The sequence below is a fragment of the Trichocoleus sp. ST-U2 genome, from assembly GCF_039961875.1.
In the GTDB taxonomy this organism is placed as follows: domain Bacteria; phylum Cyanobacteriota; class Cyanobacteriia; order Cyanobacteriales; family FACHB-T130; genus FACHB-T130.
Map to the genome: position 1 here is coordinate 23693 of NZ_JAMPJY010000012.1, position 22715 is coordinate 46407.

Consider the following 22715-nt stretch of genomic DNA (forward strand, 5'->3'; position numbering starts at 1 on the left):
GACGAAGGTTCAAGAATTTCATTTGCACGCGTCGGGTTCACGGTTTCCTGGAACTCCAGGTTCCAGAACCTGTTGGAACTCGCCGAAGCCTGTGATGTCCCGGTGCCCTGGTCCTGCCAGACCAGAGTTTGCCACACCTGCGAGTCTGGGCTAATTTCCGGATCGGTGAACTACGATCCCGAGCCGCTCGATGCTCCGGCGATCGGGAACCTATTGATTTGCTGCTCGCGCCCGCAGGAAGACACGGTAATCGATCTCTAGAATGCCCGACAACGTGCATGAAAATATTAAGGAGGATTTCATATGCGCTCTGACATTGTTCCAGGGGCTGTCTTCCCCGACTACGAACTGCCCGACCACACCACGAAACGCCGGAAGCTCTCCGAGCTGCAAGGCCAACATCCGATGATTCTCGTCCTCAGCCGTGGAGGGTACTGCCCCAAAGACCGCCGGCAGGCTGAAGGACTTGTCCAACTCCATCGTGAGCTTGAGGTCGGCTATTGCCGGCTGGTCACGATCAGCACCGACAACATCACCGAGACGAATGAATATCGCAGCGGCGTCGGTGCCCACTGGCCCTTCCTCTCCGACGCGGGACGCAGAATCCAAAAAGACCTCGATATCGCCGAATACACGGACCCTCTCCACAATCCCATAATCCCCTACACGATTGTCCTCGAACCGGGTCTGGTCATTTATAAGATCTACATGGGCTATTGGTTCTTCGGGCGACCCACTCTCGAAGATCTCCGCCAGGATCTGCGCGCTGTTCTCAGGAAATGCCGACCGGACTGGGACGTTACAACACCTGAACTGAAAGCGGCGTGGCAGGAAGGACGCAAAGAACTCTTCTACCCGTATGGCAAAACCTACGCCCAAACGCTCGGCGAACAGGATTAGAAATGGATTTGAAAGAGCAGATGGCAACCTGCGAAAGCTCTAGGACGGTCAGCGCCGAGCAGCGGTTGTAAGCAGCACTTGGCATCAAGCTTCCGGCGCTGCCTGAGTCGTTCGGTGCCGATGTGGAAGCCATGCAGACGGGCAATCTGCTGTTTCTGTGGGCTGGACTCTCTCTGGAATATCCTGCATAGAGTTTTGTCGCCGACTAAAGCAAGTTGAGCTGAATCCAATTGGAAGAAGATAAATGTCCGAAAAAATCAACCGTCAGCGCCGCCGCTTCTTAGCCACTGCGGCTATGACCATTGCAACTACACAGCTAGGTCTATTCGGTTCTGCGATCGCACAGTCGAGCAAAACAAAACCAGCAGTTCTGTCCATGATGAAGTCGGGGACAAACACGTCGTTCGGCTCACTGAAGCAGATCGATGCCGGTGTCTTGAATGTCGGATACGCTGAAGCGGGTCCCGCGAATGGTCGTCCGGTAATCCTCCTGCATGGATGGCCCTACGACATTTACAGCTATGTCGATGTCGCCCCTTTGTTAGCGTCGGCGGGATACCGGGTGATAATCCCATATCTGCGCGGCTATGGCACGACACGCTTTCTTTCAAGCGAGACGTTCCGCAATGGGCAGCAGTCAGCGATCGCTGTCGATATTATCGCTTTGATGGATGCGCTCAAGATCGAGAAGGCGATCCTTGCTGGTTATGATTGGGGCGCGCGCACCGCCAACATTATCGCAGCACTCTGGCCCGAACGCTGCAAGGCGCTCGTCTCCGTGAGTGGTTATTTGATCGGTAACCCTGAAGCCAACCAGACACCACTGCTGCCGCAAGCCGAACTCCAATGGTGGTATCAATTTTATTTCGCGACGGAGCGGGGCCGGGCTGGCTACGAACAATATCGGCATGACTTTAACAAACTCATCTGGCAGCTTGCTTCGCCGCAATGGCACTTCGATGACGCGACGTTCGCTCGCAGCGCCACGTCCTTCAATAATCCGGATCACGTTGACATCGTCATCCACAACTACCGCTGGCGGCTCAGGCTGTCCGAGGGCGAGACACAATACGACGATCTTGAGAAGCGTCTTGCCGAAGCTCCAGTAATCACCGTGCCCACCATCACGCTTGAAGGTGATGCCAACGGCGCGCCACACCCGAAGGCTAGTTCCTATGCCAGGAAATTCTCGGGCAGATACGCACACCGGGTCATCAATGGTGGTGTTGGGCACAACCCGCCGCAGGAAGCGCCACGGGAGTTTGCCAATGCCGTCGTCGAAGTTGACGGTTATTGATCGTGTTTAGCCTGAGTCGTGGAACGGACAATTTGCAGCAAAGAGAAAACACATGACCAAACTGAAAAAAGTACGCTACAAAACTAAAGCCCGCACCGCAGGTACCTTCGTCCTGCTCTCGCGACTCCTCATTGCGCTCTTTGCAGCAACGGTACTGCTGGCACTGCCCGTTCATGTGCTGGCGCAGCAATCCGCCCAGACTCGCGCACAAACCCAGGTCGTGTCCGAGGCGATCGGGACTGAAGACAACACCATCCACCCCTTCCGCGTCCACGTCCCACAAGAGGCACTCGTCGATCTCCGCAGGCGCATCGCGGCGACGCGCTGGTCTGACAAGGAGACTGTCGCCGACCAGTCGCAGGGCGTGCAACTGGCGACAATGAAGGAGCTCGTCCGTTACTGGGGAACGGAGTACGACTGGCGGAAAGCCGAGGCGAAGCTGAATGCCTTACCGCAGTTCGTAACGAATATCGACGGATTGGACATTCACTTTATCCACGTCCGCTCCAAACATCAGAACGCGTTGCCGTTGCTCATCACGCACGGATGGCCCGGATCGGTCATTGAACAGCTAAAGATCATCGGTCCGCTAACCAACCCGACGACCTACGGGGGTCGTCCGGAAGACGCCTTCGACTTGGTCATCCCATCGATTCCCGGCTACGGCTTCTCCGGCAAGCCGACGGGCATCGGTTGGGACCCCGACCACATCGCGCGAGCCTGGGCGGAGCTGATGAAGCGCCTCGGGTACAGCCGCTACGTCGCCCAGGGCGGCGACTGGGGGTCTCCCATCTCCAGCGCGATGGCGCGCCAGGCACCGACAGGATTACTCGGCATCCACATCAACTTGCCGGCGACGATACCGCCCGACGTGGCTGCGGTGCTCGCTGGTGGCGGTCCCGCGCCAGCAGGACTCTCCGAGAAGGAACATGCGGCGTTCGATTCACTCGACACGTTCAATAAGAAGGAACGGGCCTACGCCGTGATGATGGGTACGCGACCGCAGACGCTCGGGTACGGCCTGACGGACTCGCCGACCGGACTCGCGGCGTGGCTGCTCGGGCATCCAGGTTTCACGCAGTGGACAAGCAGCAGCAGCGATTCCGAAAAGTCCCCAACGAAAGACGAGGTGCTGGACGACATCACACTGTACTGGCTGACGAACAGCGCAGTCTCGTCAGCTCGGTTGTACTGGGAGAACAAGAACAGCCTCTTGAACGCGGCCGCGCAGAAGACCGCCGAGATCTCGCTCCCAGTGGCCATCACGGTATTTCCGGAGGAGATATATCGAGCTCCAGAGACGTGGGCTCGGCGCGCCTATCGCAACCTGATCTACTTCCACGAGACCGACAAGGGCGGCCACTTCGCGGCCTGGGAACAGCCGCAGCTCTTCTCTGAGGAGATCCGCGCAGCATTCAGGTCACTGCGTTAGTTGGAAAGAGACGAAATAAAAAATCACTGCACGCTAACGACCAACGGCGAATTCAAAGCTTAAGTACTCTCACTCAAACATTGAGGCTGATCTAGCAACTGTAATAAATAACTTACGCATTAATCGGTAGCAATCTCATGACACAATCTTTCTGGCTTTTTGGTTCTCGCCTCAATATCATTGCCGATCACACAACAACTAGAGGTCAGTACGATCTGATCGAAGGCTACTTCCCACCTGGTACACAAACACCTCTCCATCGTCACACGCGCTATTCGGAACAACTCTATGTGCTAGGAGGAGAGTTCACGGTCTGGGCAGGTGAAAACAAGTTTGTACTCAGTGCTGGTGAAAGCTTTTTGATCTCTCCTTGCACACCGCATTCGATCGGCGTATTCAACGATCAACCGGCTCGTGCATTAGTTGTTGCTGCGCCTAGTAGCTTTGCTCGGCTGATTGCAGCAGTCGGCACACTGGATGAAACAGCAGCACCGGATATAGCACTATTTGAACGCATTTCTGCCGAGATTGGTGACGAAATTTTGGGTCTACCCGGAGCCTACCTTTAGCACAGGCTGTGAGAACATAGCAATCCTGGCAGCCCAAAACAAAGAATTAAACCCTTGCTTCTGACTTGGGCTAGGGTGCCAATTTGAGTTTTTGTATCCTACATACCTCACTTCCAAAAGGTTTCAGCGAGCGGTCTTGAAACCAATCGATTCTCGTTCGTTCGCGACGCAATTAATCTACTACGGACAGCAGACAAGGAGAATAGTATGACTCAATATGATTACATCGTAATTGGTGCAGGGTCAGCGGGCTGCGTGGTCGCCAATCGTCTTACAGAAGACCGTGAAACAACCGTGTTACTCCTCGAAGCGGGTAATTCAGATACGAAACCAGAAATTCAAATTCCGTCAGAACACCTGAGCTTACTAGGTTCTGAGGTGGATTGGAGCTACTTCTCTGAACCGGAACCCTACCTGAATAATCGCAAAATCTTTCTTCCCCGTGGCAAAGTCTTGGGGGGCAGCAGTGCGATTAATTTCATGATTTATGTCCGGGGCAATCCTCATGATTATGACCATTGGCAGGCATTGGGCAATCCCGGTTGGAGTTACCAGGATGTGTTGCCTTATTTCAAAAAATTGGAACATCGGCAACACAGTACCTCTGAATATGAGGGGGAGTTGAGCATCACCAATATTGCTTCTCCTGCTGTAACGTCTCAACGCTTTGTCGATGCAGCGGTGGCACTGGGTTATGACTACAATCCTGATTTCAATGGCTCTCAACAAGAAGGTGCAGGACTCTATCAGTTGACAGTCAAGGATGGCAAACGACACAGTGCTGCTGCTGCCTTCCTTTTGCCCATCCTCCATCGTTCCAATCTGACTGTAACAACTGGGGCGTTTGTCACTCGATTATTGTTTGAGGGAACTCGTGCCGTTGGGGTGGAATATTTGCACGAGGGCACGCTGCACCAAGTCAAGGTCAACTCCGAAGTGATTGTTAGTGCTGGTGCGTTCGATTCGCCCAAGCTGCTCATGCTTTCCGGCATTGGGGATGCCGAACACTTGCAAGCATTGGGCATTCCTGTCATTGCTGATCTGCCTGGGGTGGGCCAAAATCTCCGTGACCACGTTCAAGCTCCCATCACTTACCGGGCAACTGAGGATGTCCACCCTATAAGCACCAGTAGCGGAATTCCTGAAGCTGGATTGTTTTTGCATAGTGAGAGCAACTTGGATGTTGCGCCAGATTTACAGTGTTTCTCAGGTCCGATTCTGTGGGCACCGCCTGGCTCTAACCGCTCTGGTCCAGGATTCTTTGGAGTAGTCTCTTTGACCCATCCTCACAACATTGGGAGTGTCAGTTTGCGTTCGTCCGATCCTCAAGATCGACCGCTGATTCGCCTGAACTATCTTCAAAGTGAAATCGATGTGCAAAAGCTACTGGAAGGGATTAAAGTACTCCGCCAAATATTTACAGCGAATGCCTTTGATGAGTTTCGACGAGAGGAACTAGCTCCCGGTATTGACGTGACTAGCGATGAGGCACTCGCCGCTTACGTTCGAGAAGCTTGCGATAGCATGTACCATCCGGTGGGCACTTGCAAAATGGGCACTGACCCAATGGCAGTGGTAGATCCTGAACTGCGGGTACATGGAATTGAGGGCTTGCGGGTCATCGATGCCTCCATCATGCCAACGCTGACGACAGGCAATACGAACGCACCGACTCTGATGATTGGCGAGAAGGCAGCCGATTTAATTAAAGCCAGTCGGACTCGACAAACTGTAATGACTAACTATCAACAGAGGTAACCATGGAAACAGCAGATGTAATTGTGATTGGAAGTGGTCAGGGCGGAATTCCACTTGCGGCTGACTTTGCTAAAGCAGGTCGAAACATCGTTCTATTTGAGCGCGATGCACTGGGCGGCAGCTGCATCAACTATGGCTGTACTCCTTCTAAAGCCTTTCTAGCCGCTGCCCATGCCGCAGGTCGCGCTCGACAAGCCGCAAAGCTAGGCATACACGCACAAGTTGAAGTCGATTTTTCTACAGTGATGGAGCGGGTACGTAGCATTCGCAGCCAGTTTAACCAGGGTACCAAGCGGCGATTAGAGAGTGCAGGGGTTAGAGTCGTCTGCGCTGAAGCCTCATTCACCGGAGAGCGAACGGTCAGCGGAGGCGGTGTGACGGTGCAGGCTCCGATCATTGTTATTAACACAGGCACATCCTCCACCATTCTTGACTTTCCCGGTTTAGCAGGAACGCCTTATCTCACCAACCGAAATTTCTTTGATTTACAGCAGATTCCGCCCCGGTTCCTCGTAGTTGGCGGTGGCTATATTGCCCTGGAGTTAGGGCAGGGAATGGCGCGTTTAGGGAGCCAGACCGAATTAATCGTGCGGGGCGATCGCTTGCTGGCTCAAGAAGAACCCGATGTCAGTGCTGTGCTTTTGGATGCATTTAAGCAAGACGGAATTGGACTGCATCTCAATGTGACTGTTCAGCAGGTTGCTTATACCAACGGTGTGTTTACCCTAACGCTGAACAATGGTGAAGTACTGGATGGAGAGGCATTGCTGCTTGCGCCTGGGCGCAAACCGAATACTCAGGCATTAAATTCTGCGGTGACAGACGTTGAATTAGATGAACAGGGGTTTATCAAAATCGACGATCAGTTTCAGACGACTTGCCCTGGCATTTATGCGATCGGAGACGTTGCCAAACAGCCTGCTTTTACCCATGTGTCTTGGGAGGACTATCGTCGCTTGAAAGCCATTCTATGTGGAGAACACCGGACACGCAACGATCGGGTGTTAGGCTATGCCGTCTACACAGAGCCGCAAGTGGGTCGAGTGGGGATGACATTAGAGCAGGCTCAGAAACAGGGCATTGCCGCCCGCGAAGTCACCCTGCCAATGGCTCACATCGCCCGTAGCATTGAATGGGGGCACGATCTGGGTTTCTACCGCATGGTCATCGACACCCACACAAATTTGATTTTAGGAGCAACGCTAGTTGGGTACGAAACGGCTGAACTCGTGCATGTCTTTTTGTCACTCATGGAAGCTAAAGCAACGTGGCAGGTACTCGAACAATCAGTTCACATTCACCCAACTTACGGTGAGGCATTGCCCAGCCTCGCAAGGCTACTCGTTGGAGATGATATGCCAACCTGCCCCAATATGTAAGAAAGGAGCAACTAATAATATCAAGTTCGCTTGAGTGGTTGTCATTCTGAGAGGAGCAAATTCCTGCTTGTCAGATTGTGTGGATGGTTGTGTTTACCGATGAAACAGGTAAGTTGGTTGGTCGCCTGTTACGTGAGTATGAGAATCGATTGAGTAATAGCCTTCCATTTCTGTACTTGCAATCAGGGTTAGGTTCCTTTGAACAACCACCAAACTGAGAAACCATGCTTTTCCTAAAATCTAAACATTACAAACTGTTTGTCAAGAACACCATGCCAGCACCCAGAATAGTGCAGCCTGCAAGCCGCAGCGAACTTGCTTGGTCGAAGCTCTTTTGGACTATCTGTGCTGCCGCCAATGAACTAGGACTCGATATGCCCCAGTTCCTTCAAGCTATGTGGAGACACGTTTATGCCAATCGCGTCAACGAAGACATTGAAAGTGGCTTACGCAGTGGTGTCACCACTACTCCAACGTTATTTATCAACGGTATTCGTTACAACGATGCCTGGAACATTGAGAGCTTATTGGCTGCGCTCGCCAGAATAGAGAACTCCTAAATAAGTCAAAAGTCAAAAAAGAAACCTCAGGATGGCTCAGTATTTGAGCTGTTGCTCGTATACAAGTTAAATGCAGACTAGCTGAGCAGATGTAACTGGACACCGCAAGATTACCGAATCACCGTTCAAGAGGATATGACCGATGATGAATTACAAGCAATTAGCTTTGGACTATAGTTTCCTGAAGAAGCTTCAATCCCTCAATTGGCAAACCATCCGTTATCATCTGCTCAACTCTGACAAGGGTCGAGACTTCACTCCAGCGCAAGCAGCGCGTGCTATCTAGCAGTACAGTTTGTTTCTGCTCCTAGCACAGCAATATCCGGGTATGTGACTGGTACCCACCGAAGAAATTGATGCGGTCCTGCACGCTCATATTGCCACTGATCGACAATATCAGGACGATTGTCAAACTCTATTTGGTGGCTTTGTACATCACGCTGCGGGACTGGGAACGCGAGGCGATCGCGCAGAATGGCTTGAGGTGTTCGCTCGCACGAAACAACTGTTTGAAAAAACCTTTGGTCGAGGTGCAATGGGTCATTCAGCCCCTGCTGCCTGCGAAATACTCCTAGCATTCAACTAAAAACCATAAGTACTCAAGGCTCTTTAACAGACTTTTCCTTACTAGAAATCCTTCAGTTTATCGGGAACGGAAAACGCGATAGTTTGCAAGCGTTACTAGGGCTGTTTTTACAAGCCCAAGGACATCCACTGCCAGAGTATTCTCAAGTCAATCAGCCACAAAGCATTGTGAACGAAATGTTTGAAGGATAAAGAGTAATATCGATTTTAGAAAAGAAACCGATTGGACAAATACAGAGTTGTCGTATCAAGATTTGTAAAACTTTAAAGGCAGGTACGAACGATCAACCCCATATCCTATCGCATGATTTGTGCCACAAAGATTTCCTCAAGCCCTATTGCTACCTTGTCGAGTGAAGAATAGCTAGTCTCAAATATCCCAGCTCAAATTGGTAACCTACTGAAACACAAACGTGGAGAAAAACAAAGTGTCTACAGAACAAATTGCAGCGTTGCTAACCATTTACTTCGACAACATGGCAGCTATGAATGCAGAGGGCTGGCTAGAGATTTTTTCTGAGGATGCTGTCATCCATGACCCAGTTGGAAACCCCCCTAGACTTGTACACAAGGATTCTCAGAAGTTTTTGAAAATATTGTCTAACTTCTTTGAAAAAATGGAACTGTCAAAAGACAACATTTTCTTTGTGAAGAATGGGGCAGCCGTCAAATGGACGATGCAGGTAGTTGCAAAAAGCGGTCGCCATGCCACATCTGAAGGAATCAGTGTCTTTGAGATTAATGACATCGGCAAGATTCAAAAGGTGTCGTCCTACTGGGATGAAGCAGCAATGATGATGAAACTGAAGGGTTAAATTCCAGAATGTTAGCTGCCTCCTGAAAGAGCTGTATCGAGAGTGAGGATTAAGGTAACGTGAGTTCGGGTTAAGCGGAGGGGAGCAAATTGTGGTCAATCGCAATCGAGGGCTTCTTCGGCTGGTGACAGTAAGCGATTAAGCCACACACCACGTTCACCAAACAGTTGACTGGAGAACGGTGACGAGAATGCTCAATCTGAGATATGTTCTTGAGCTGGTCAATCACCGTCTCGATGATCGCCCGTTTACGGAGCATGAGGCGGTCGCTCAACGCTATCAAGCGGTTCTTCAGGTTGCGCCGTAGCTTGGTAATCAGTTGCACCCCTGTCATTGCCAACAGTTGCTTCGCCAACTTTTGAGAAACATAGCCCTTGTCCGCAAACACCTTACCAAATAGCTGTTGCAACAGTTTGGGTACAGGTGTCCGATCGTCGATGTTTCCTGGAGTCAAGGTGAAGCCCTTGCAACTCGCCTTTGTCGTTGACCACCAGATGCAGCTTGAAGCCAAAGAACCAATCGACTGAGGTTTTGCCTCGTGCTGCCAAGTGCTTAAACACCTTATGCTGCTGGATGCGGCGGTTGTGGCAGACCTTGAGACTGGTCGCCATAAAGGAAACTGATGCCGCTACAGTTGCCAAAACAAGCGCGCAAGTAAGCACTCAGGGGCAACAGGGTGCTAGGCATCCACAAGGGCGAAGCGTCCATAGCTGACCAAGCCTGGAAAAGCGCTCTGCCACTGTGTTCGCACCTTTTTGTTTAAAACATTCTTTGAGTATTGTTTCGCTTGTTCTAAAACATTTTGTGCGCCAATAGAGATTTTTTTCGTTTTAATAATATCGAGAAGTTGCCCTTGCACAAATAAAGCATAATCAGTAGGAACCGGATCTAGGAAAGCAATTATCTCTTCCCTTCCAAACTCCTTTAACCATAAATCCTTATTTATACTAAACTTCTACAACTTTAATTCTAGACTAAAATTTCCGAACAATATCTTGCCCAATTCCTTAAAATCTGACCAAAACAACTGGGGTACACTAATCTTCGCCTTCTCGCACACAGGAATAATCAACTTCACCAAATGATAAGGTTGACTTTGATTTATTGTTGAGGCTATCGTCAACGATTCCATGATTCCCCCTAAATCTCCCAATAACTTCAAATCCTTTCCAATTGCTTGTTCAAACACTAACAAAATTAATTGTAATTTTCGGGTTAACTCAATCGGGATGGGTTTATATCCTAATTGGGGAGTAAGTGCAATTAATTCGCCAATTCCTTGAATATTAACTCGATATTTATCTATTTCTTCTTCGCCTTTAATTTCCTGTCCTAACCACCCGTAACAACGAGAACAAAATCCCGCAGGTGAAAACCTAGCCATCACAGGTAAACGCGAACCACAATGAGGGCATTCTTGGATTAATCGCTGTTTGTGTATCAAACAAAATTCTACATCCTTAAATGACCATAATAATGGTTCATAGACAGTTTTGTTCTCTTGCTTCCACTCTTCCCAACAACAAGGACACCAAGCACGATGGTTCCGAAATAACCCCTTGTCATAAATCATTCCTTTCCAACTTAAAAGAGTCAAAAAGCGTAAATCCTGACGCATGGTTAACTCTTCTAATACAGCTACCAACTTTCCCGTCATTTCCCGCATTCCGTTGATGGCTGGTTTAGCATCGCTATTTCCCAATAGGTGACTCAAATTTTTTGTCAATAGCTCAGATTTATCCTCATCTTTAAGGATAAGTGGAGCAATTTCTCCCATAATCAGCTTCTGAGAGGTTAAACAATGCTCTTGCGCTAAACGATTCAGATAGCTACTCAGACTTTCTGTGTAGGGAGTTCCCACCGCCACAGGTTCAAGAGAAAATAACCGACTCCGTTGGGGGATTTCTAGAGGTTTTGGACTCCAAAGCTCTGAGTAAATACTCATCCTTCTTGATTGATTCCTATTAAGTCCCTACCTACCTTACGCTCCCCAACCCTTCCACCTTTCTTGGGTGATGAACTGTCAGTAGATTCAGTCTTCTTGAGGTTTCCATCATTATATAAACTGGCGAAAAGTCTTTCTCCTGCTTCTAACTCTTCTTTAATCTTATTTCGTCTTCCTGCGGATAACTCCCTCGCTTTAAAATCTTTCATTCTCACTGTTTTGGCTTTATCATCTAACGCATTTTTGAGGGCGCGATAACACCAACTTTTGAGAATTCCCACACATCCTATCGAGAATTCCATAAAGTATTCCCAATGTTCTCCTAATTGGGGCGCATTTTCCACAGGAAAATGCTGCTGTAGCGTCCCAATAATCTTAGTAAAATGTTGTTGGTCTTCTACTTTATTTAGATAATAGGGAGGTAAATAATAATCTTCACTTCTTCTTCCTACCTGACCGTTCACTTGTTGACATTTTAATAGCTCATACGTTCCAAATAAAATATGAACTGTTTGAGTTTTATTAGCAATTGATTTAAGCCAGTTCATTTGAACATTAATTTGTCTTCCCCCTGCCACATCAAATAAGTGCTGTGCTTCATCGAGGGTATAAGCTTTTAACTGACGGTGTAAAAAAACTTTTTGCATTGTTCGGCGCAAAGCCTTAGCGTTCTTTCCTTCATGATCTCCTGTTAAATTATCTTCGTTATCATTTTCTAAATCAATCCCATAATTTTCCTTATAATCAATCAAAACTTCCTTTAAAGACTCCAACACTTGAATATAGTAATCAGAATAGTTAAACTTCCCTCCTTCAGCGCTATCTACCTCGATTCCCCCTACAATTAAACTGCCAGGATTGGAAATAAGTTCATCTTCAAAATGTTTAAGTAATCGTTTCTCAAATTCTGCTTTCAAGAGAGATTTACCTACGCCTGTTACTCCAAACACCAGATATACTAAAGCATCATCCGGTTCGATCGCATTTTTGAGTAGCTGTTCTAAAAGCAACCTGATATTGCGATGAGGAATAATCACATTTTTAAAGTATTTAAGTTTATTATCCGTCGATTGTTGAAGAATTTCTAAAGGAAACTGACGATTATTAGCCATCACCATAATTCCTCATTAGGAAAAATTTCAATATTCTCAAGGTTAATTTCTCTAGACAGGCTAGGCTGTAAAACAGCTTCTTCCCTATCGAAAATAGTCTCTTCAATCTCTTTAGTCTTGGGTTCGGAAGGCTGTTTAATATCTACTGGATTTAAAACAGCGCTACTAAGAGTTCCTTCGATTAAATTATAAACTAATTTAGCCGATTGATCTCGACGGATTTGTAGCATTATTTCTTCATGTTCTTCTGCATTATTCAGCAAGTCAACAATCTCTTTAAACCCTATATATTGGCTCTGGTTATATTTTTGTTGTTTTCTTCTGCAAACGGTTGATGCTATCTCTACCGCTTTTTCTGAATAACCTTGAAACTTAATATAATAATTAGATAAGCACTTTACCCAATGATTATTAACATAGGCATAAGCAACACCATAATCAAGGGGATCATAGCGGACGGGAACCGATTGGTTTTCCACACTGTAAAATTCATCCGACCAATAATCTTGATAGTTAATCCTTACTCCCTTACCAGGAATAACTTTGGCGGTACCCTTATTGTTTGTAGGCAAGGTTAAAATTTTGAATTGCTCATCATACTTGATATATTGATGAGGGCGATGTCCCGTTTTAGCTAATCCCAATTCAAAGGCTTGTTGAGGAGACATTCCTTCTAAAGCCGGATGTTCTGCCCGATCGTAAGCTCCATAAGCATAGCCAAAAGCCAAATAATCGTATAATTCTTCTAAATTCCAAATTGCTAGATTTTTTGGATTATTTTCTTTCTTAACGAGCCGGACGTGCTTCATAATTTGGGTATTACCCCTTAAATTATTGATAAATTCCGTATTTTGTGACCCAAACCAACGTTCAATAATCGAACTAAATTTCGGAACATCTTTGGGACGATGTTTTTTACTAGCTTCAAATCGAGCTAATAAAGTTTCAAAATAAGTAGATTGAAACTCTTTTCCGTTATCTACAACAATCCATTCAGGGAATCGCCCAAACCGTTGCACGCAGATGCGGATAGCCATCATACAAGACCGATAGCTCGGATGATCGAAAGTTAGATATAAGGCTAAAATCCGGCGACTGTAAGCATCAATCATGCCTGTTACCCAAGGTCTGCCTAAGTTCTTCTTACTGTATGGACATACACATTGAATATCAAGCTGGGTATGGTCAATATGAACAATTTCAAGAGGACGATCTCCATGACGGGGGGTAGTGGGTTTAATTAACCAAGGCCCCAAAAGACTATTAGCGGCACGAGGTCCCATTCTTCTTTTAGTTTGTTGATAAGAATTTCGTTTCTTTAGCCTTTCATAGTAAAACGTATGGCTAGGAATTGGAGAGATGAGTCCTGATTCCTCCCATTTATCTCTTAGCATTAGATAAGTTTGCCAAGCATTCTTTTGTTTAAAGCTTTCATAGTGTTCTTCTATCACCTTATCAATGAATTCTAAATCTTCATCAGAATAGCGAGGAGTGGGATTACCTTTATATTGGGGAATTAAACCTACCAAACCAACTCCATATTCTTGCTTCGCTTTGCGATATTTGGCTTTCCACTGGCGTAAGGTTCGTTCTGGTACATTACAACCCAGAGAATCATAAGACTCCCCATCTAAAAGCGGTTTAATTGCTTGATATCGCTGATTAGCAATTTCTAAAGCTTTAGGGCTGGCTTCTCTAAAGTATTGTTGCCATCCCTCCTCATCTAAGGTTTTCTGTTCTTTTGTTTGAAGATGACTAATTTCCCCTAACTCAACTAATTGTTGAAATTCTGCATGAGTCCAACGAATAATTCCTTGTTCTCCTTTGAGAATAATTTTACTCTCTCCAATATGGTCAATAGTCAGGCTTTTTCCATCTAAAAGAAATGATGAACCCACTTTGAGATCGACTATCTGCACACTGCTAGATACAGGTTCACTATAATCATGAGTAGCAGTAATGTATGCTTCGACAGTCGCTTGGTCACGGAATAGATGTACTCTATCTTGTTCGACTAAGGCGACTGCACTTAAATCGACATAAACTTTTTCAAGCGCAATTAAGGTATTAATATCGTCAATGGTGGCATTTTGCGCTTTTTTAAGCAGATTTGTCAGGTTAATACCCGGATTATTAATGATAATATCTTTAATATGAAATTCTACCTGTTCATCAAGGATGTATTGTTGATCTAAATATCCTTGCTTGTAGGGTTGTAAATACTTCTGATTCCGATATTTGACCCAATCAATTTCACTATCTGAGCGAAGACTGTAATAATATCCTAAGTTTTCTACATATTCTTGAACAATGATATCTACCCATTTTCCTTCCAAGTTTTGGTAACGATAAGCCTGTTCCTTGCTTAGTTTGCCAAGCTTTTTCTCTGTTTTCCATTCTTCAAACCCACATCGATTCTTTCTCATTACAAAGAAATCAGGGTAATGAGAAATAGTAGTAGCTTGTTTTCCTTGAGGTGAGCATTTGATAGTGAATTTAATCGGTTGATCCCAGTATTCTAAAACTGAGTCATCATTTTCATAAAATTGAATGATCGCAGGTAATTCAACGGTGTGGGATTCAAATTGAATCGTTCTGCCCATTTTTTTACTAGCGTAAGGGCCATGAACATTTCTTGAACTCCCTTTGACCTTACGGACGGGAGGAGATGTGCGAATTTGGTTAACCCAATCTCTTTGTTGTTGTGAGAGTTGCAGGTGATCGCACCATGCTTGAAATTCACCATCGGAGAGCATGGCTATCCTCCCTAAAATCGCTTCAAGTTTACGATAAAAATATCGTAACAAGCCCCGTCTATTTCGGCAATATCAAACTTTAAAAATACTAGTTCGGCAATATCAGACTTTAAAAGGCTATCTTGCTAGAATATTCATACAACGGGTTTAAGAGGGTTTGAGAGAATGGAGCGGCAAAACCTGGCTTTAAATTACGGCAAAATCAAACTTTAAATGACAGTGGCTGTCGATTGCCACATTATTTGACACTAATAACAAATTAGTGTCACTTTTAACGAACTACAGAGGTAAAGGCGATCGCATTTGAGCCGACAAGCGCACCCAAAAAAAACACCTTGGTAGCTGATAACCCTCTCGGTTAGGCAAAACGCCCCTACAATCGGCTACCAAAGGATTATTCATGCGGCGCTTACCTTGGATAGCGCTCCACGATTCCCAAAACAGGCTTTACTTCCGACTCTGCAACCTTCGGAACTAAAAATCCTCCCGCATAAATCTGGGGATTCATGGCTGCAATTTGGGTATAAGATTGGCGAACCTGAGCATTCACTGCAACAGTTTTGACATCGTACATTTGCATACCCATATTCGGGTATACGCCAAGACCGATAATCAGCACCAGAAAGCAAGCAGCAATAAACACTTCACGAGGTCTGGCATCGATAAATGCTGCATCGATAGGTAAGCTACAGTTTGTACCAAAGCAAACCGGCTCCTGATTTCCCTGATTCTGCAAATCTGCATCCATAATGTCGCAGGTCGGTGCAATGTCGCAGGTCGGTACTTCACCAGAATTGTAAAACACCTGTCGCAGCATCGATAGCAGATAAATCGGCGTCAGGATAACACCCACGGCAGCTAGGAAGACGGTCACGGTGCGGAAAGTTGAGCTGTAGATATCGCTCGTTGTCACACCGACGAAAACCGACAGTTCGCTAGCAAAGCCGCTCATTCCCGGTAGAGCCACTGATGCCATCACACCCATTGTAAACAGGGCAAACACAGTGGGCATTGCCTGAGCAATCCCGCCCATTTCTTTCATCGACATCGTGTGAGTGCGATCGTAAGTCACCCCGGCTAAAAAGAATAGTAATGATGCAATCAAACCGTGAGAAATCATTTGCAGCATTGCGCCGTTGATTCCCAAGTCGGTGAAGGACGCAATCCCCAATAGGACAAATCCCATGTGAGAAACCGACGAATAGGCGAGGCGACGCTTCATATTCGTCTGGGCAAAGGAGTTAAAGGCACCGTAGATAATATTGACAACGCCCAGAATCGCTAAGACAGGTGCAAAGTATACGTGTGCATCAGGAAGAAGTCCTAAGTTGAGGCGAATCAAACCGTATCCACCCATCTTCAGCAGTACGCCTGCGAGTACCATTGATACGGGAGAAGATGCCTCGCCATGTGCATCTGGTAGCCAGGTGTGCAGGGGGAAAACAGCTAATTTGACACCAAAGGCAACAAGCAATCCTGCATAAAGCAGCAGTTCTAAAGCAAGCGGGTAATCTTTTAAGCCGAGTTCGACCATATCGAAGGTCAGATTATCGCCGTAAAATGCCATTGCCAAACCAGCAACCAGAATAAAGATGGAAGCGGCGGCGGTATATAGTAAGAACTTCATCGCGGCGTACTGACGCTTCTGCCCACCCCAAATCGAGACGAGTAGGTAGACGGGAATTAGTTCAACTTCCCACATAATGAACAGCAGCAGCACGTCTTGAGCGACGAATACCCCTACCTGTGCGGAATACAGCACCAGCATCAGGAAATAGAAGAGGTGGGGTTTGAGATTGACTTGCCACGCCGCAAACATGGAGAGTGTTGTCACTAATCCTGCCAGAAGCACCAGCGGGGCTGAAACTCCATCGATGGAAACTGCCCAGTTCAAGCCTAAATGAGGCACCCAGGAATATTTCTCTACAAGCTGAAAAGTCGCGCTGCTTGGATCGTAATGCTTCCAAAAGACGTAGCACATCAATATAAAGTCTGCGATCCCCACGCCGAGTGCATACCAGCGCACTCGCGTGCCGTCTTTATCCGGCAGAAAAGGGATCAGCAGTGCAGCAACGAGTGGGAACAGGACAATCGCGCTAAGCCAAGGAAATTGATCCTCAATCATGGCAGTAGGAAAAAATACTTATTTCTGTATGTGATTATCTTATTAAACTTTGTAAACACTTAGTCATAAATCTTTCTTGCAGATCACTATAGACGGATCTCTAGGTACAGGCTGAGCGACTTGAGCCTATGGTATAGGATGGCAGCAGATTCAACGCGATCGCTCTTTTCTCGTGGAGTCTAACTGGGAAGATGCAATCGCCTTCGCCCCATTTTCAAATCACAGATTGTTGCTTTCGTCAAGGGTATTGGCGCGATCGCATTTTGGCAGTATGACAGGGTGCAATGGTGCTAGAGGCTTAGCATGAAAGTTCAGGCAGTGATTAAGCTAATAGAAGAAGATGGTTGGTATCTGGCAAGAACTAGAAGCAGTCATCATCAGTTCAAGCATCTACCAAGTCTGGGTTAGTCACAATTGCAGGGAAACCGTCTGACGATCTAGCACCTGGCACGTTAAACAGCATAATGACGCAAGCTCAACTTAAGGAAGACAAGGAAACAGGAGAAGAAGAGTAATGCGCTATGCGATTGTGATTGAAAAGCTAGAGAGGAACTATTCAGCTTATGTTCCAGATTTACCAGGATGTGTGGCGACAGGTGCAACTCTTGAAGAGATGGAACAGCAGATAAAAGAAGCGATCACCTTTCACTTGGATGGTTTGCGAGAAGAGGGTTTACCCATTCCCGAACCAACTACTCTATGTGAATGTGTCGAAGCTTGCTAAAGGTGCGATCGCGATCCGTGAACAGTTCATAAACCTATTCATCAACGCTTGCAAGAGAAGCTCAGAGATTTTGGCAGCGAATGAGAAGTTTAGTATCTCAAAAAATGTGGATTGGCTAAAATTTGAGTGTGGATTAAGGTTAAAGGCATAGAAATGACTGATAAATCTTCACAGATTCAGATAAAGGAAACCCCAAAAATCTGTGCGATTGACCTCGATAGGGAAATCATCGATGCTCTAGGAAATAGAGGTTTACATTGTTTCCCTGGTCGATTAGGTTCCCAGGTTAAAGTTCCAAATTCTAGTATCCATGCAGTACATCAATGCATTCCAGATTGTCTATTCCCTCCTAATCTTCACGAGTATGACATTGTGCTTGTAGATATGCAACAGGGAGATACAATTGAATATAATCTTTCAAATCATCAGCCCTCATCACTTAAGGGAAGCAACCAAATTGTTTTAGTAAGCCGCTATCCTGAAACAATTTTTGATCCACGCCCTTTTTCGGCGAATTTTCTTGGGAAACAGCTACAGAGTATCTATAAAAAAGAATCGTTAATTATTGTATTTTCTTCTCCCAGAGAAGTAATTGAATATCATTGCGCCTCAATAACTCGTTATGGATATCAGGAACGAGAATCCTTTGAGCATAATTTATATGACTTGCTTCCTGGTTTAAATGGAGTTTACAATAAAATAGGTCAAAATATAAGTATTGCACCTGGGGCAGGAAGAAATATTGGAAATTTACTTCAGAAATATAGTAAAAATTTTATTTATGAAGTCATATTTAATCATCCCACCAAATGGCTTAATAACAAAAGTATTAAAAGGGATGATTTCATTCCTGTACTGTTGAATTTAGATGGCGAAATAGTGTCATTTATTGATTTTTTACACAGCCCATCAATTACATTAGTATTTCCTCAAGTGATCTGCAATAAGAAAGAATTTTTACTTGAGCTAATTGATGATGTTTTGCCGGAAATGCTTCCTGTAATATTTCCTTATTCAGAACAATTTTCCTGGTTAAAATCAAATGATTATTTCCTTCCCAACCAAGTTACTCTTTCGAGAAAGAAGGAAAAATTAGAGGCTGATTATATTAAAGCTTTAGCCGGGATAGATAAAGAAATTCATAATAATCAAGCCAAATATAAATTTTTACATAACTTGTTAACTGAAACTGGTGATGCCTTAGTTAAAGCAGTTGAATACTTTCTCAACTGGCTTGGTTTTTCAAATGTTGTCAATATGGATGAGACTGCTCCAGACATTAAAGAGGAAGATATCCAAGTTTCTCTAGAGAAGGGCTTGCTTATTGTTGAGGTTAAAGGCATTGGTGGTACTTCTAAAGATAGTGAGTGTTCACAAATAAGCAAGATTAAATACAGAAGGTCGAAGGAGCGAGGAAGTTTCGATGTTTCTGCTCTCTATCTGGTGAATCATCAAAGATATTTACCACCCAAAGATAGAAGAAATCCTCCTTTTACCAAACACCAGATCGCTGATGCTCAATCGGATGAAAGAGCTTTGTTGACTACATATGAGCTGTTTAAGCTTTACTTTGCTATTGAAGAAGGTTTTGTAACACCGGAGGATGCAAGAAGAGCTTTATTGCAATATGGACTTGTAACGTTTAGCCCATCAAACGCTTTTTTAATTGGTTCTCCTCTCGAAATTCATCACAAAGGGAAAATTGCTATAATCAAAATTGATAAGGTTTCTCTATGTAAAGGCACAAAGGTTATCGTTTGTAACGATGGAATATACTCTAGAGCGGAAATACTGGAAATCCAAATAGATGGTAAGACCGTTGAGAGTGTTTCCAGTGGTGAAATAGGTGTGAAGTTTGATTGTAGTATCTTAAAAACATCTGAACTGTGGTTACAACAAAGCAACCATTAAGTTACACTTAATACTCCCACAATGCCGAACCCTAAACCTTGTCGTACATTTGGGAAACTTCGGCAACAACCTCAACTGATGCTTGTCACACCGTGCGATTGACTTAACGTGTCACTCCATCCGATGACAGGACGACTGGGCATAAGAAGAAGCGATCGCTTATTCATTTCCACCCAACTTTTCCAGTTAACAAAAGTATTGATGTTAGGATTTAGCCCAAATTTTCAAAAAAGGTATTTCAGAATAAATGGCCTTGCTACCTGATAGAGCAGAGCCAGGATAAACGGGATAACGATTGGGAGAGCCACGATTAGTCCCCATTTGCCAAATCGAAGCTCTTGATTCTCGGATTTTAGGAGTGCAATCACTGCTGCGACTCCCATGAGTATCCAAATACAACCAAAGATAATGAAGAGAGTATATGCTGAGTCTTGCATTTTTTTCCCTACTAGCGAAAGTAGTCTAGTTTTAGGTTAGCTTGACCTCTTTGTGCAGTTAACTTCCTTTAGTTGGGTTATTCTGATTAACTAAGGTTGATTATTGTCATTTAGCCGACAGCGCCCCTGCGTTTCGCACTCAATGCGCTTCTGGCGATTGCTTACAATTGTCGCCAAATCGGGTCGTCCAGTAACGGCGAGTCGCCAGTCAGCCCAAATTTCATACAGCAAATCCACGATGGAACCGATAATCGGCAACTTAGTCACCGCATAGATCCACCCCATCCCTAAGATTTCATAGACGCGGCGGAAGACTTCCACATTCTTGACGACTGTGCCATCAGGAAGCACGGCATGAATTCGCCCCATTGCCGTTTCAAAGTCAACACCACCATGCGCTTCCGGGGTATAGCGATCGCCTGCGATGTCCACAAACGCCACCAAACCTCGACCGGCATCCCGTCTCCTCAAAAAATTGACTTCTCGTACGCACAAGGGACATTCACCGTCATACAGCAACTCTATTTGCCATGATGGTGAAGAAGACTGAGGTGGAGTAGAAACTTCAAGCGATTCGGGGAACTGAGTCTTAGAAGATGACATAGGTTGTTCTCAATTAACGGATTCGTCACATGAGGAGAAACAAGCACACCTTAGTATTGTAAAGAAACTTAAAGATATGAGCTTTCTTCTGGGATGTGCAGTTTGGGGTTATAAAGGCTGGATAGGCGACCTTTTTCCGGCTGGAAGTCGTTCTAAAGATTTTCTGCGCTTATACAGTCAGCGTTTCACGACCGTTGAAGGAAATACGACTTTCTATGCGGTTCCCGACGCTGATACCGTAGCGCGTTGGGCACAAGAAACACCCGCAGGGTTTAAATTTTGCCTGAAGCTACCTCGGAATGTGACACACAATGGCTTGCTACAACCGTCGATTCCAGAGGCATTAAAGTTTTTAGAACAGATGCAAGGTTTAGGCGTTAATGCAGCGTCTCCTGAGGAGAGTCGCCTTGGCCCCATTTTTGCCCAATTACCGCCTAACTATCCCCCGGCATATTTGGATGACTTAACCGCTTTTTTGGAAGCATGGCCTCGCAATGAAGCGCCTTTAGCGCTAGAAGTTCGTCATTCCGACTGGTTCAAAGAACCCCACAGCAGCCATCTGACGGCGCTTTTGCAGCAGTTGGGTGTGGGACGGGTACTGCTGGATACTCGCCCTGTTTACACGGGATCGGCGAATCCTCAAGAGTGTCCAGAATCGCGAAAACCCAACGTGCCTGTGCAACCGATTGTCACGGCTTCCTTTAGCTTAATCCGGTTTATCAGCCATCCAGAGCAGTCGGTGAATCAGCCTTTTATGGAAGAGTGGGTGAGTTTGCTAGATGGGTGGTTGCGTCAGGGGACAAAGATTTACTTCTTTGTGCATTGTCCTTTAGAAGAGCGATCGCCCGGAAATGCCCGTCACTTTCAGCAGTTGCTGGAACAACATAACGCACCCGTTCCACCCCTTCCCTGGAATGCGATTGAGTTGCCACCTACCCAGCTAAGTCTCTTTTGAAAGTGTTGTTTTGAAAGAATTATATCTACCGATTCCTCGGTCTAACGATTGGAACTTGTTTAGGAGGAACAATGGTTACATCTGTCGAACGAACTCTAGAAGCAGTGAGCTTCTGGTAAAATAACCCTGCTGATTGCGGAGTCGGAAATGGGCCAACTTGGATGCCATCGACTCGATTATTCGTGTCTCTCCAGTAACAAGAGCGAACTTGGATACTTGGGTATTCTCTAGTTATTCGTTGCAGAACAGTTCGATTAGAATTTTTAACCCTAACTAACCATTTTCCGGCAAAAGAAGGACAGTTTGTTGCATTTGCTTGAGCGCTAGCAAAGCGGTGTTGGTCTAAGCACAATGTTTGGATGCCAGAAAACGAAAAACCCAGGACGATGGCTAGAGTGAATTTGGCGCGATTGTTCATAAAAGATGAATTTACCCTCTAGAAGTTAAAGAACGGCGGAATATATCTTTGGCAATCAAATACATACTGGAAACGGTTAGTAGAATTTGACCAAACTGTAAAATTGGATCGAGTCGCCATCCCTGAAAAAACAGAATTAACCCGCACAGTAAATAAACTGAAGCCAGAACACTATCTTGAATTAGATTTTCAACTCGAAAAGGTCTGCGAAGCAATATTCCTAAAGATATAAGGAATAGGCCAAACAGTGTCAGTACAATCCCAAGAATGCTGGCTGAGTTGATACCGAAGTTAACCATAGTAGTCCTATTTGATTGGCGATTAAAACTTTTCTAACGAACCGCGAAGACGCAAAGATCGCGAAGGAAAGAAAAAAAGAGAGAGTTTAGAAATGATTTAGAATTGCTATATTTTTGTCATCAATAAATTTTCAT

19 protein-coding genes and 3 pseudogenes are annotated in these 22715 nt (G+C 45.6%); 14 read left to right on the forward strand and 8 right to left on the reverse strand.

What is annotated here, in order from left to right:
• Nucleotides 1-15: 15 nt before the first annotated feature.
• From NC996_RS10480 to NC996_RS10520, 9 genes and pseudogenes are all read left to right on the forward strand, one after another.
• Nucleotides 16-261, forward strand: a pseudogene (locus NC996_RS10480) (2Fe-2S iron-sulfur cluster-binding protein); the annotation flags it as partial.
• 42 nt (nt 262-303) lie between these two features.
• Nucleotides 304-900: a redoxin domain-containing protein gene (locus tag NC996_RS10485; RefSeq protein WP_190684990.1), complete on the forward strand. Its 597-nt coding sequence runs from the start codon at nt 304-306 to the stop codon at nt 898-900.
• Nucleotides 901-1144: 244 nt separating this feature from the next.
• The gene (locus NC996_RS10490) at nt 1145-2197 is read left to right on the forward strand and encodes an alpha/beta hydrolase (RefSeq protein ID WP_190684992.1); all 1053 of its coding nucleotides are present in this window, start codon (nt 1145-1147) and stop codon (nt 2195-2197) included.
• 52 nt (nt 2198-2249) lie between these two features.
• Entirely contained in the window at nt 2250-3629 is a 1380-nt protein-coding gene (locus NC996_RS10495) for an epoxide hydrolase family protein (RefSeq protein ID WP_190684995.1), read from the forward strand.
• Nucleotides 3630-3766: 137 nt separating this feature from the next.
• Nucleotides 3767-4198 carry a cupin domain-containing protein gene (locus NC996_RS10500; RefSeq protein WP_190684998.1) on the forward strand — a complete coding sequence of 144 codons (432 nt, stop codon included), beginning with the start codon at nt 3767-3769 and terminating at the stop codon, nt 4196-4198.
• Between the two features lie 207 nt (nt 4199-4405).
• Nucleotides 4406-5956 carry a GMC family oxidoreductase N-terminal domain-containing protein gene (locus tag NC996_RS10505; RefSeq protein ID WP_190685001.1) on the forward strand — a complete coding sequence of 517 codons (1551 nt, stop codon included), beginning with the start codon at nt 4406-4408 and terminating at the stop codon, nt 5954-5956.
• Between the two features lie 2 nt (nt 5957-5958).
• Nucleotides 5959-7335 carry an FAD-dependent oxidoreductase gene (locus NC996_RS10510; protein WP_190685004.1) on the forward strand — a complete coding sequence of 459 codons (1377 nt, stop codon included), beginning with the start codon at nt 5959-5961 and terminating at the stop codon, nt 7333-7335.
• Nucleotides 7336-7559: 224 nt separating this feature from the next.
• Nucleotides 7560-7895, forward strand: coding sequence for a thioredoxin domain-containing protein (locus NC996_RS10515; RefSeq protein ID WP_190411084.1), 336 nt, complete (start codon nt 7560-7562; stop codon nt 7893-7895).
• A gap of 142 nt (nt 7896-8037) precedes the next feature.
• Entirely contained in the window at nt 8038-8181 is a 144-nt protein-coding gene (locus NC996_RS10520) for a hypothetical protein (RefSeq protein ID WP_190685007.1), read from the forward strand.
• Nucleotides 8182-8310: 129 nt separating this feature from the next.
• Here NC996_RS10520 and NC996_RS10525 read toward each other — a convergent pair whose 3' ends face one another.
• On the reverse strand, nt 8311-8439 hold the full coding sequence (locus tag NC996_RS10525; protein WP_277879738.1) for a hypothetical protein: 129 nt from the start codon (nt 8437-8439) through the stop codon (nt 8311-8313).
• 469 nt (nt 8440-8908) lie between these two features.
• On the opposite strand from NC996_RS10525, the gene NC996_RS10530 reads away from it, so the two are divergent.
• Nucleotides 8909-9295, forward strand: a complete 387-nt coding sequence (locus tag NC996_RS10530; RefSeq protein WP_190685010.1) for a nuclear transport factor 2 family protein — start codon at nt 8909-8911, stop codon at nt 9293-9295.
• A 70-nt stretch (nt 9296-9365) separates the two neighbouring features.
• On the opposite strand, the pseudogene NC996_RS10535 reads toward NC996_RS10530, so the two are convergent.
• The 5 genes and pseudogenes from NC996_RS10535 to NC996_RS10555 form a co-directional block, all read right to left on the reverse strand.
• A pseudogene (locus NC996_RS10535) lies at nt 9366-10109 on the reverse strand (IS982 family transposase).
• Nucleotides 10110-10250: 141 nt separating this feature from the next.
• Nucleotides 10251-11240 (reverse strand): TniQ family protein, encoded by a 990-nt coding sequence (locus tag NC996_RS10540; protein ID WP_190685013.1) that lies wholly within the window; start codon nt 11238-11240, stop codon nt 10251-10253.
• A complete protein-coding gene (locus NC996_RS10545; protein ID WP_199299556.1) occupies nt 11237-12352 on the reverse strand; it encodes an ATP-binding protein in 1116 nt (371 codons plus the stop codon). Before NC996_RS10545 ends, NC996_RS10540 begins: the two co-directional genes overlap by 4 nt.
• Nucleotides 12352-15108 (reverse strand): DDE-type integrase/transposase/recombinase, encoded by a 2757-nt coding sequence (locus tag NC996_RS10550; RefSeq protein ID WP_190685017.1) that lies wholly within the window; start codon nt 15106-15108, stop codon nt 12352-12354. The genes NC996_RS10545 and NC996_RS10550 overlap by 1 nt, the downstream gene beginning before the upstream one ends.
• 409 nt (nt 15109-15517) lie before the next feature.
• The gene (locus NC996_RS10555) at nt 15518-17233 is read right to left on the reverse strand and encodes an NAD(P)H-quinone oxidoreductase subunit 4 (protein ID WP_190434421.1); all 1716 of its coding nucleotides are present in this window, start codon (nt 17231-17233) and stop codon (nt 15518-15520) included.
• A 303-nt stretch (nt 17234-17536) separates the two neighbouring features.
• Between NC996_RS10555 and NC996_RS10560 the strand changes: the two are divergent.
• The 3 genes and pseudogenes from NC996_RS10560 to NC996_RS10570 all read left to right on the forward strand — a co-directional run bounded on the left by NC996_RS10560 (nt 17537) and on the right by NC996_RS10570 (nt 19868).
• A pseudogene (locus tag NC996_RS10560) lies at nt 17537-17748 on the forward strand (type II toxin-antitoxin system HicA family toxin).
• Complete coding sequence (locus NC996_RS10565; RefSeq protein WP_190434419.1) at nt 17748-17957, forward strand: type II toxin-antitoxin system HicB family antitoxin; 210 nt, start codon at nt 17748-17750, stop codon at nt 17955-17957. The pseudogene NC996_RS10560 and the gene NC996_RS10565 overlap by 1 nt, the downstream one beginning before the upstream one ends.
• 153 nt (nt 17958-18110) lie before the next feature.
• Nucleotides 18111-19868 carry a hypothetical protein gene (locus NC996_RS10570; RefSeq protein WP_190685020.1) on the forward strand — a complete coding sequence of 586 codons (1758 nt, stop codon included), beginning with the start codon at nt 18111-18113 and terminating at the stop codon, nt 19866-19868.
• A 527-nt stretch (nt 19869-20395) separates the two neighbouring features.
• Here NC996_RS10570 and NC996_RS10575 read toward each other — a convergent pair.
• On the reverse strand, nt 20396-20908 hold the full coding sequence (locus tag NC996_RS10575) for a DUF393 domain-containing protein (RefSeq protein WP_190685022.1): 513 nt from the start codon (nt 20906-20908) through the stop codon (nt 20396-20398).
• Between the two features lie 76 nt (nt 20909-20984).
• Between NC996_RS10575 and NC996_RS10580 the strand changes: the two genes are divergently transcribed.
• Nucleotides 20985-21863, forward strand: a complete 879-nt coding sequence (locus tag NC996_RS10580; protein WP_190685025.1) for a DUF72 domain-containing protein — start codon at nt 20985-20987, stop codon at nt 21861-21863.
• 429 nt (nt 21864-22292) lie between these two features.
• On the opposite strand, the gene NC996_RS10585 is transcribed toward NC996_RS10580, so the two are convergent.
• The gene (locus tag NC996_RS10585) at nt 22293-22580 is read right to left on the reverse strand and encodes a Ycf66 family protein (protein ID WP_190415816.1); all 288 of its coding nucleotides are present in this window, start codon (nt 22578-22580) and stop codon (nt 22293-22295) included.
• Nucleotides 22581-22715 lie beyond the last annotated feature (135 nt).

Excerpts from the sequence above, each read along its gene's own strand:
- NC996_RS10580 (WP_190685025.1), top strand. The coding sequence starts at position 20,985 with ATGAGCTTTCTTCTGGGATGTGCAGTTTGGGGTTATAAAGGCTGGATA.
- NC996_RS10515 (WP_190411084.1), top strand. The coding sequence starts at position 7,560 with ATGCTTTTCCTAAAATCTAAACATTACAAACTGTTTGTCAAGAACACC.
- NC996_RS10570 (WP_190685020.1), top strand. The coding sequence starts at position 18,111 with ATGACTGATAAATCTTCACAGATTCAGATAAAGGAAACCCCAAAAATC.
- NC996_RS10485 (WP_190684990.1), top strand. The coding sequence starts at position 304 with ATGCGCTCTGACATTGTTCCAGGGGCTGTCTTCCCCGACTACGAACTG.
- NC996_RS10495 (WP_190684995.1), top strand. The coding sequence starts at position 2,250 with ATGACCAAACTGAAAAAAGTACGCTACAAAACTAAAGCCCGCACCGCA.
- NC996_RS10525 (WP_277879738.1), bottom strand. The coding sequence starts at position 8,439 with ATGACCCATTGCACCTCGACCAAAGGTTTTTTCAAACAGTTGTTTCGT.
- NC996_RS10505 (WP_190685001.1), top strand. The coding sequence starts at position 4,406 with ATGACTCAATATGATTACATCGTAATTGGTGCAGGGTCAGCGGGCTGC.
- NC996_RS10555 (WP_190434421.1), bottom strand. The coding sequence starts at position 17,233 with ATGATTGAGGATCAATTTCCTTGGCTTAGCGCGATTGTCCTGTTCCCA.
- NC996_RS10500 (WP_190684998.1), top strand. The coding sequence starts at position 3,767 with ATGACACAATCTTTCTGGCTTTTTGGTTCTCGCCTCAATATCATTGCC.
- NC996_RS10490 (WP_190684992.1), top strand. The coding sequence starts at position 1,145 with ATGTCCGAAAAAATCAACCGTCAGCGCCGCCGCTTCTTAGCCACTGCG.
- NC996_RS10545 (WP_199299556.1), bottom strand. The coding sequence starts at position 12,352 with ATGGCTAATAATCGTCAGTTTCCTTTAGAAATTCTTCAACAATCGACG.
- NC996_RS10575 (WP_190685022.1), bottom strand. The coding sequence starts at position 20,908 with ATGTCATCTTCTAAGACTCAGTTCCCCGAATCGCTTGAAGTTTCTACT.
- NC996_RS10585 (WP_190415816.1), bottom strand. The coding sequence starts at position 22,580 with ATGGTTAACTTCGGTATCAACTCAGCCAGCATTCTTGGGATTGTACTG.
- NC996_RS10565 (WP_190434419.1), top strand. The coding sequence starts at position 17,748 with ATGCGCTATGCGATTGTGATTGAAAAGCTAGAGAGGAACTATTCAGCT.
- NC996_RS10540 (WP_190685013.1), bottom strand. The coding sequence starts at position 11,240 with ATGAGTATTTACTCAGAGCTTTGGAGTCCAAAACCTCTAGAAATCCCC.
- NC996_RS10520 (WP_190685007.1), top strand. The coding sequence starts at position 8,038 with ATGATGAATTACAAGCAATTAGCTTTGGACTATAGTTTCCTGAAGAAG.
- NC996_RS10550 (WP_190685017.1), bottom strand. The coding sequence starts at position 15,108 with ATGCTCTCCGATGGTGAATTTCAAGCATGGTGCGATCACCTGCAACTC.
- NC996_RS10510 (WP_190685004.1), top strand. The coding sequence starts at position 5,959 with ATGGAAACAGCAGATGTAATTGTGATTGGAAGTGGTCAGGGCGGAATT.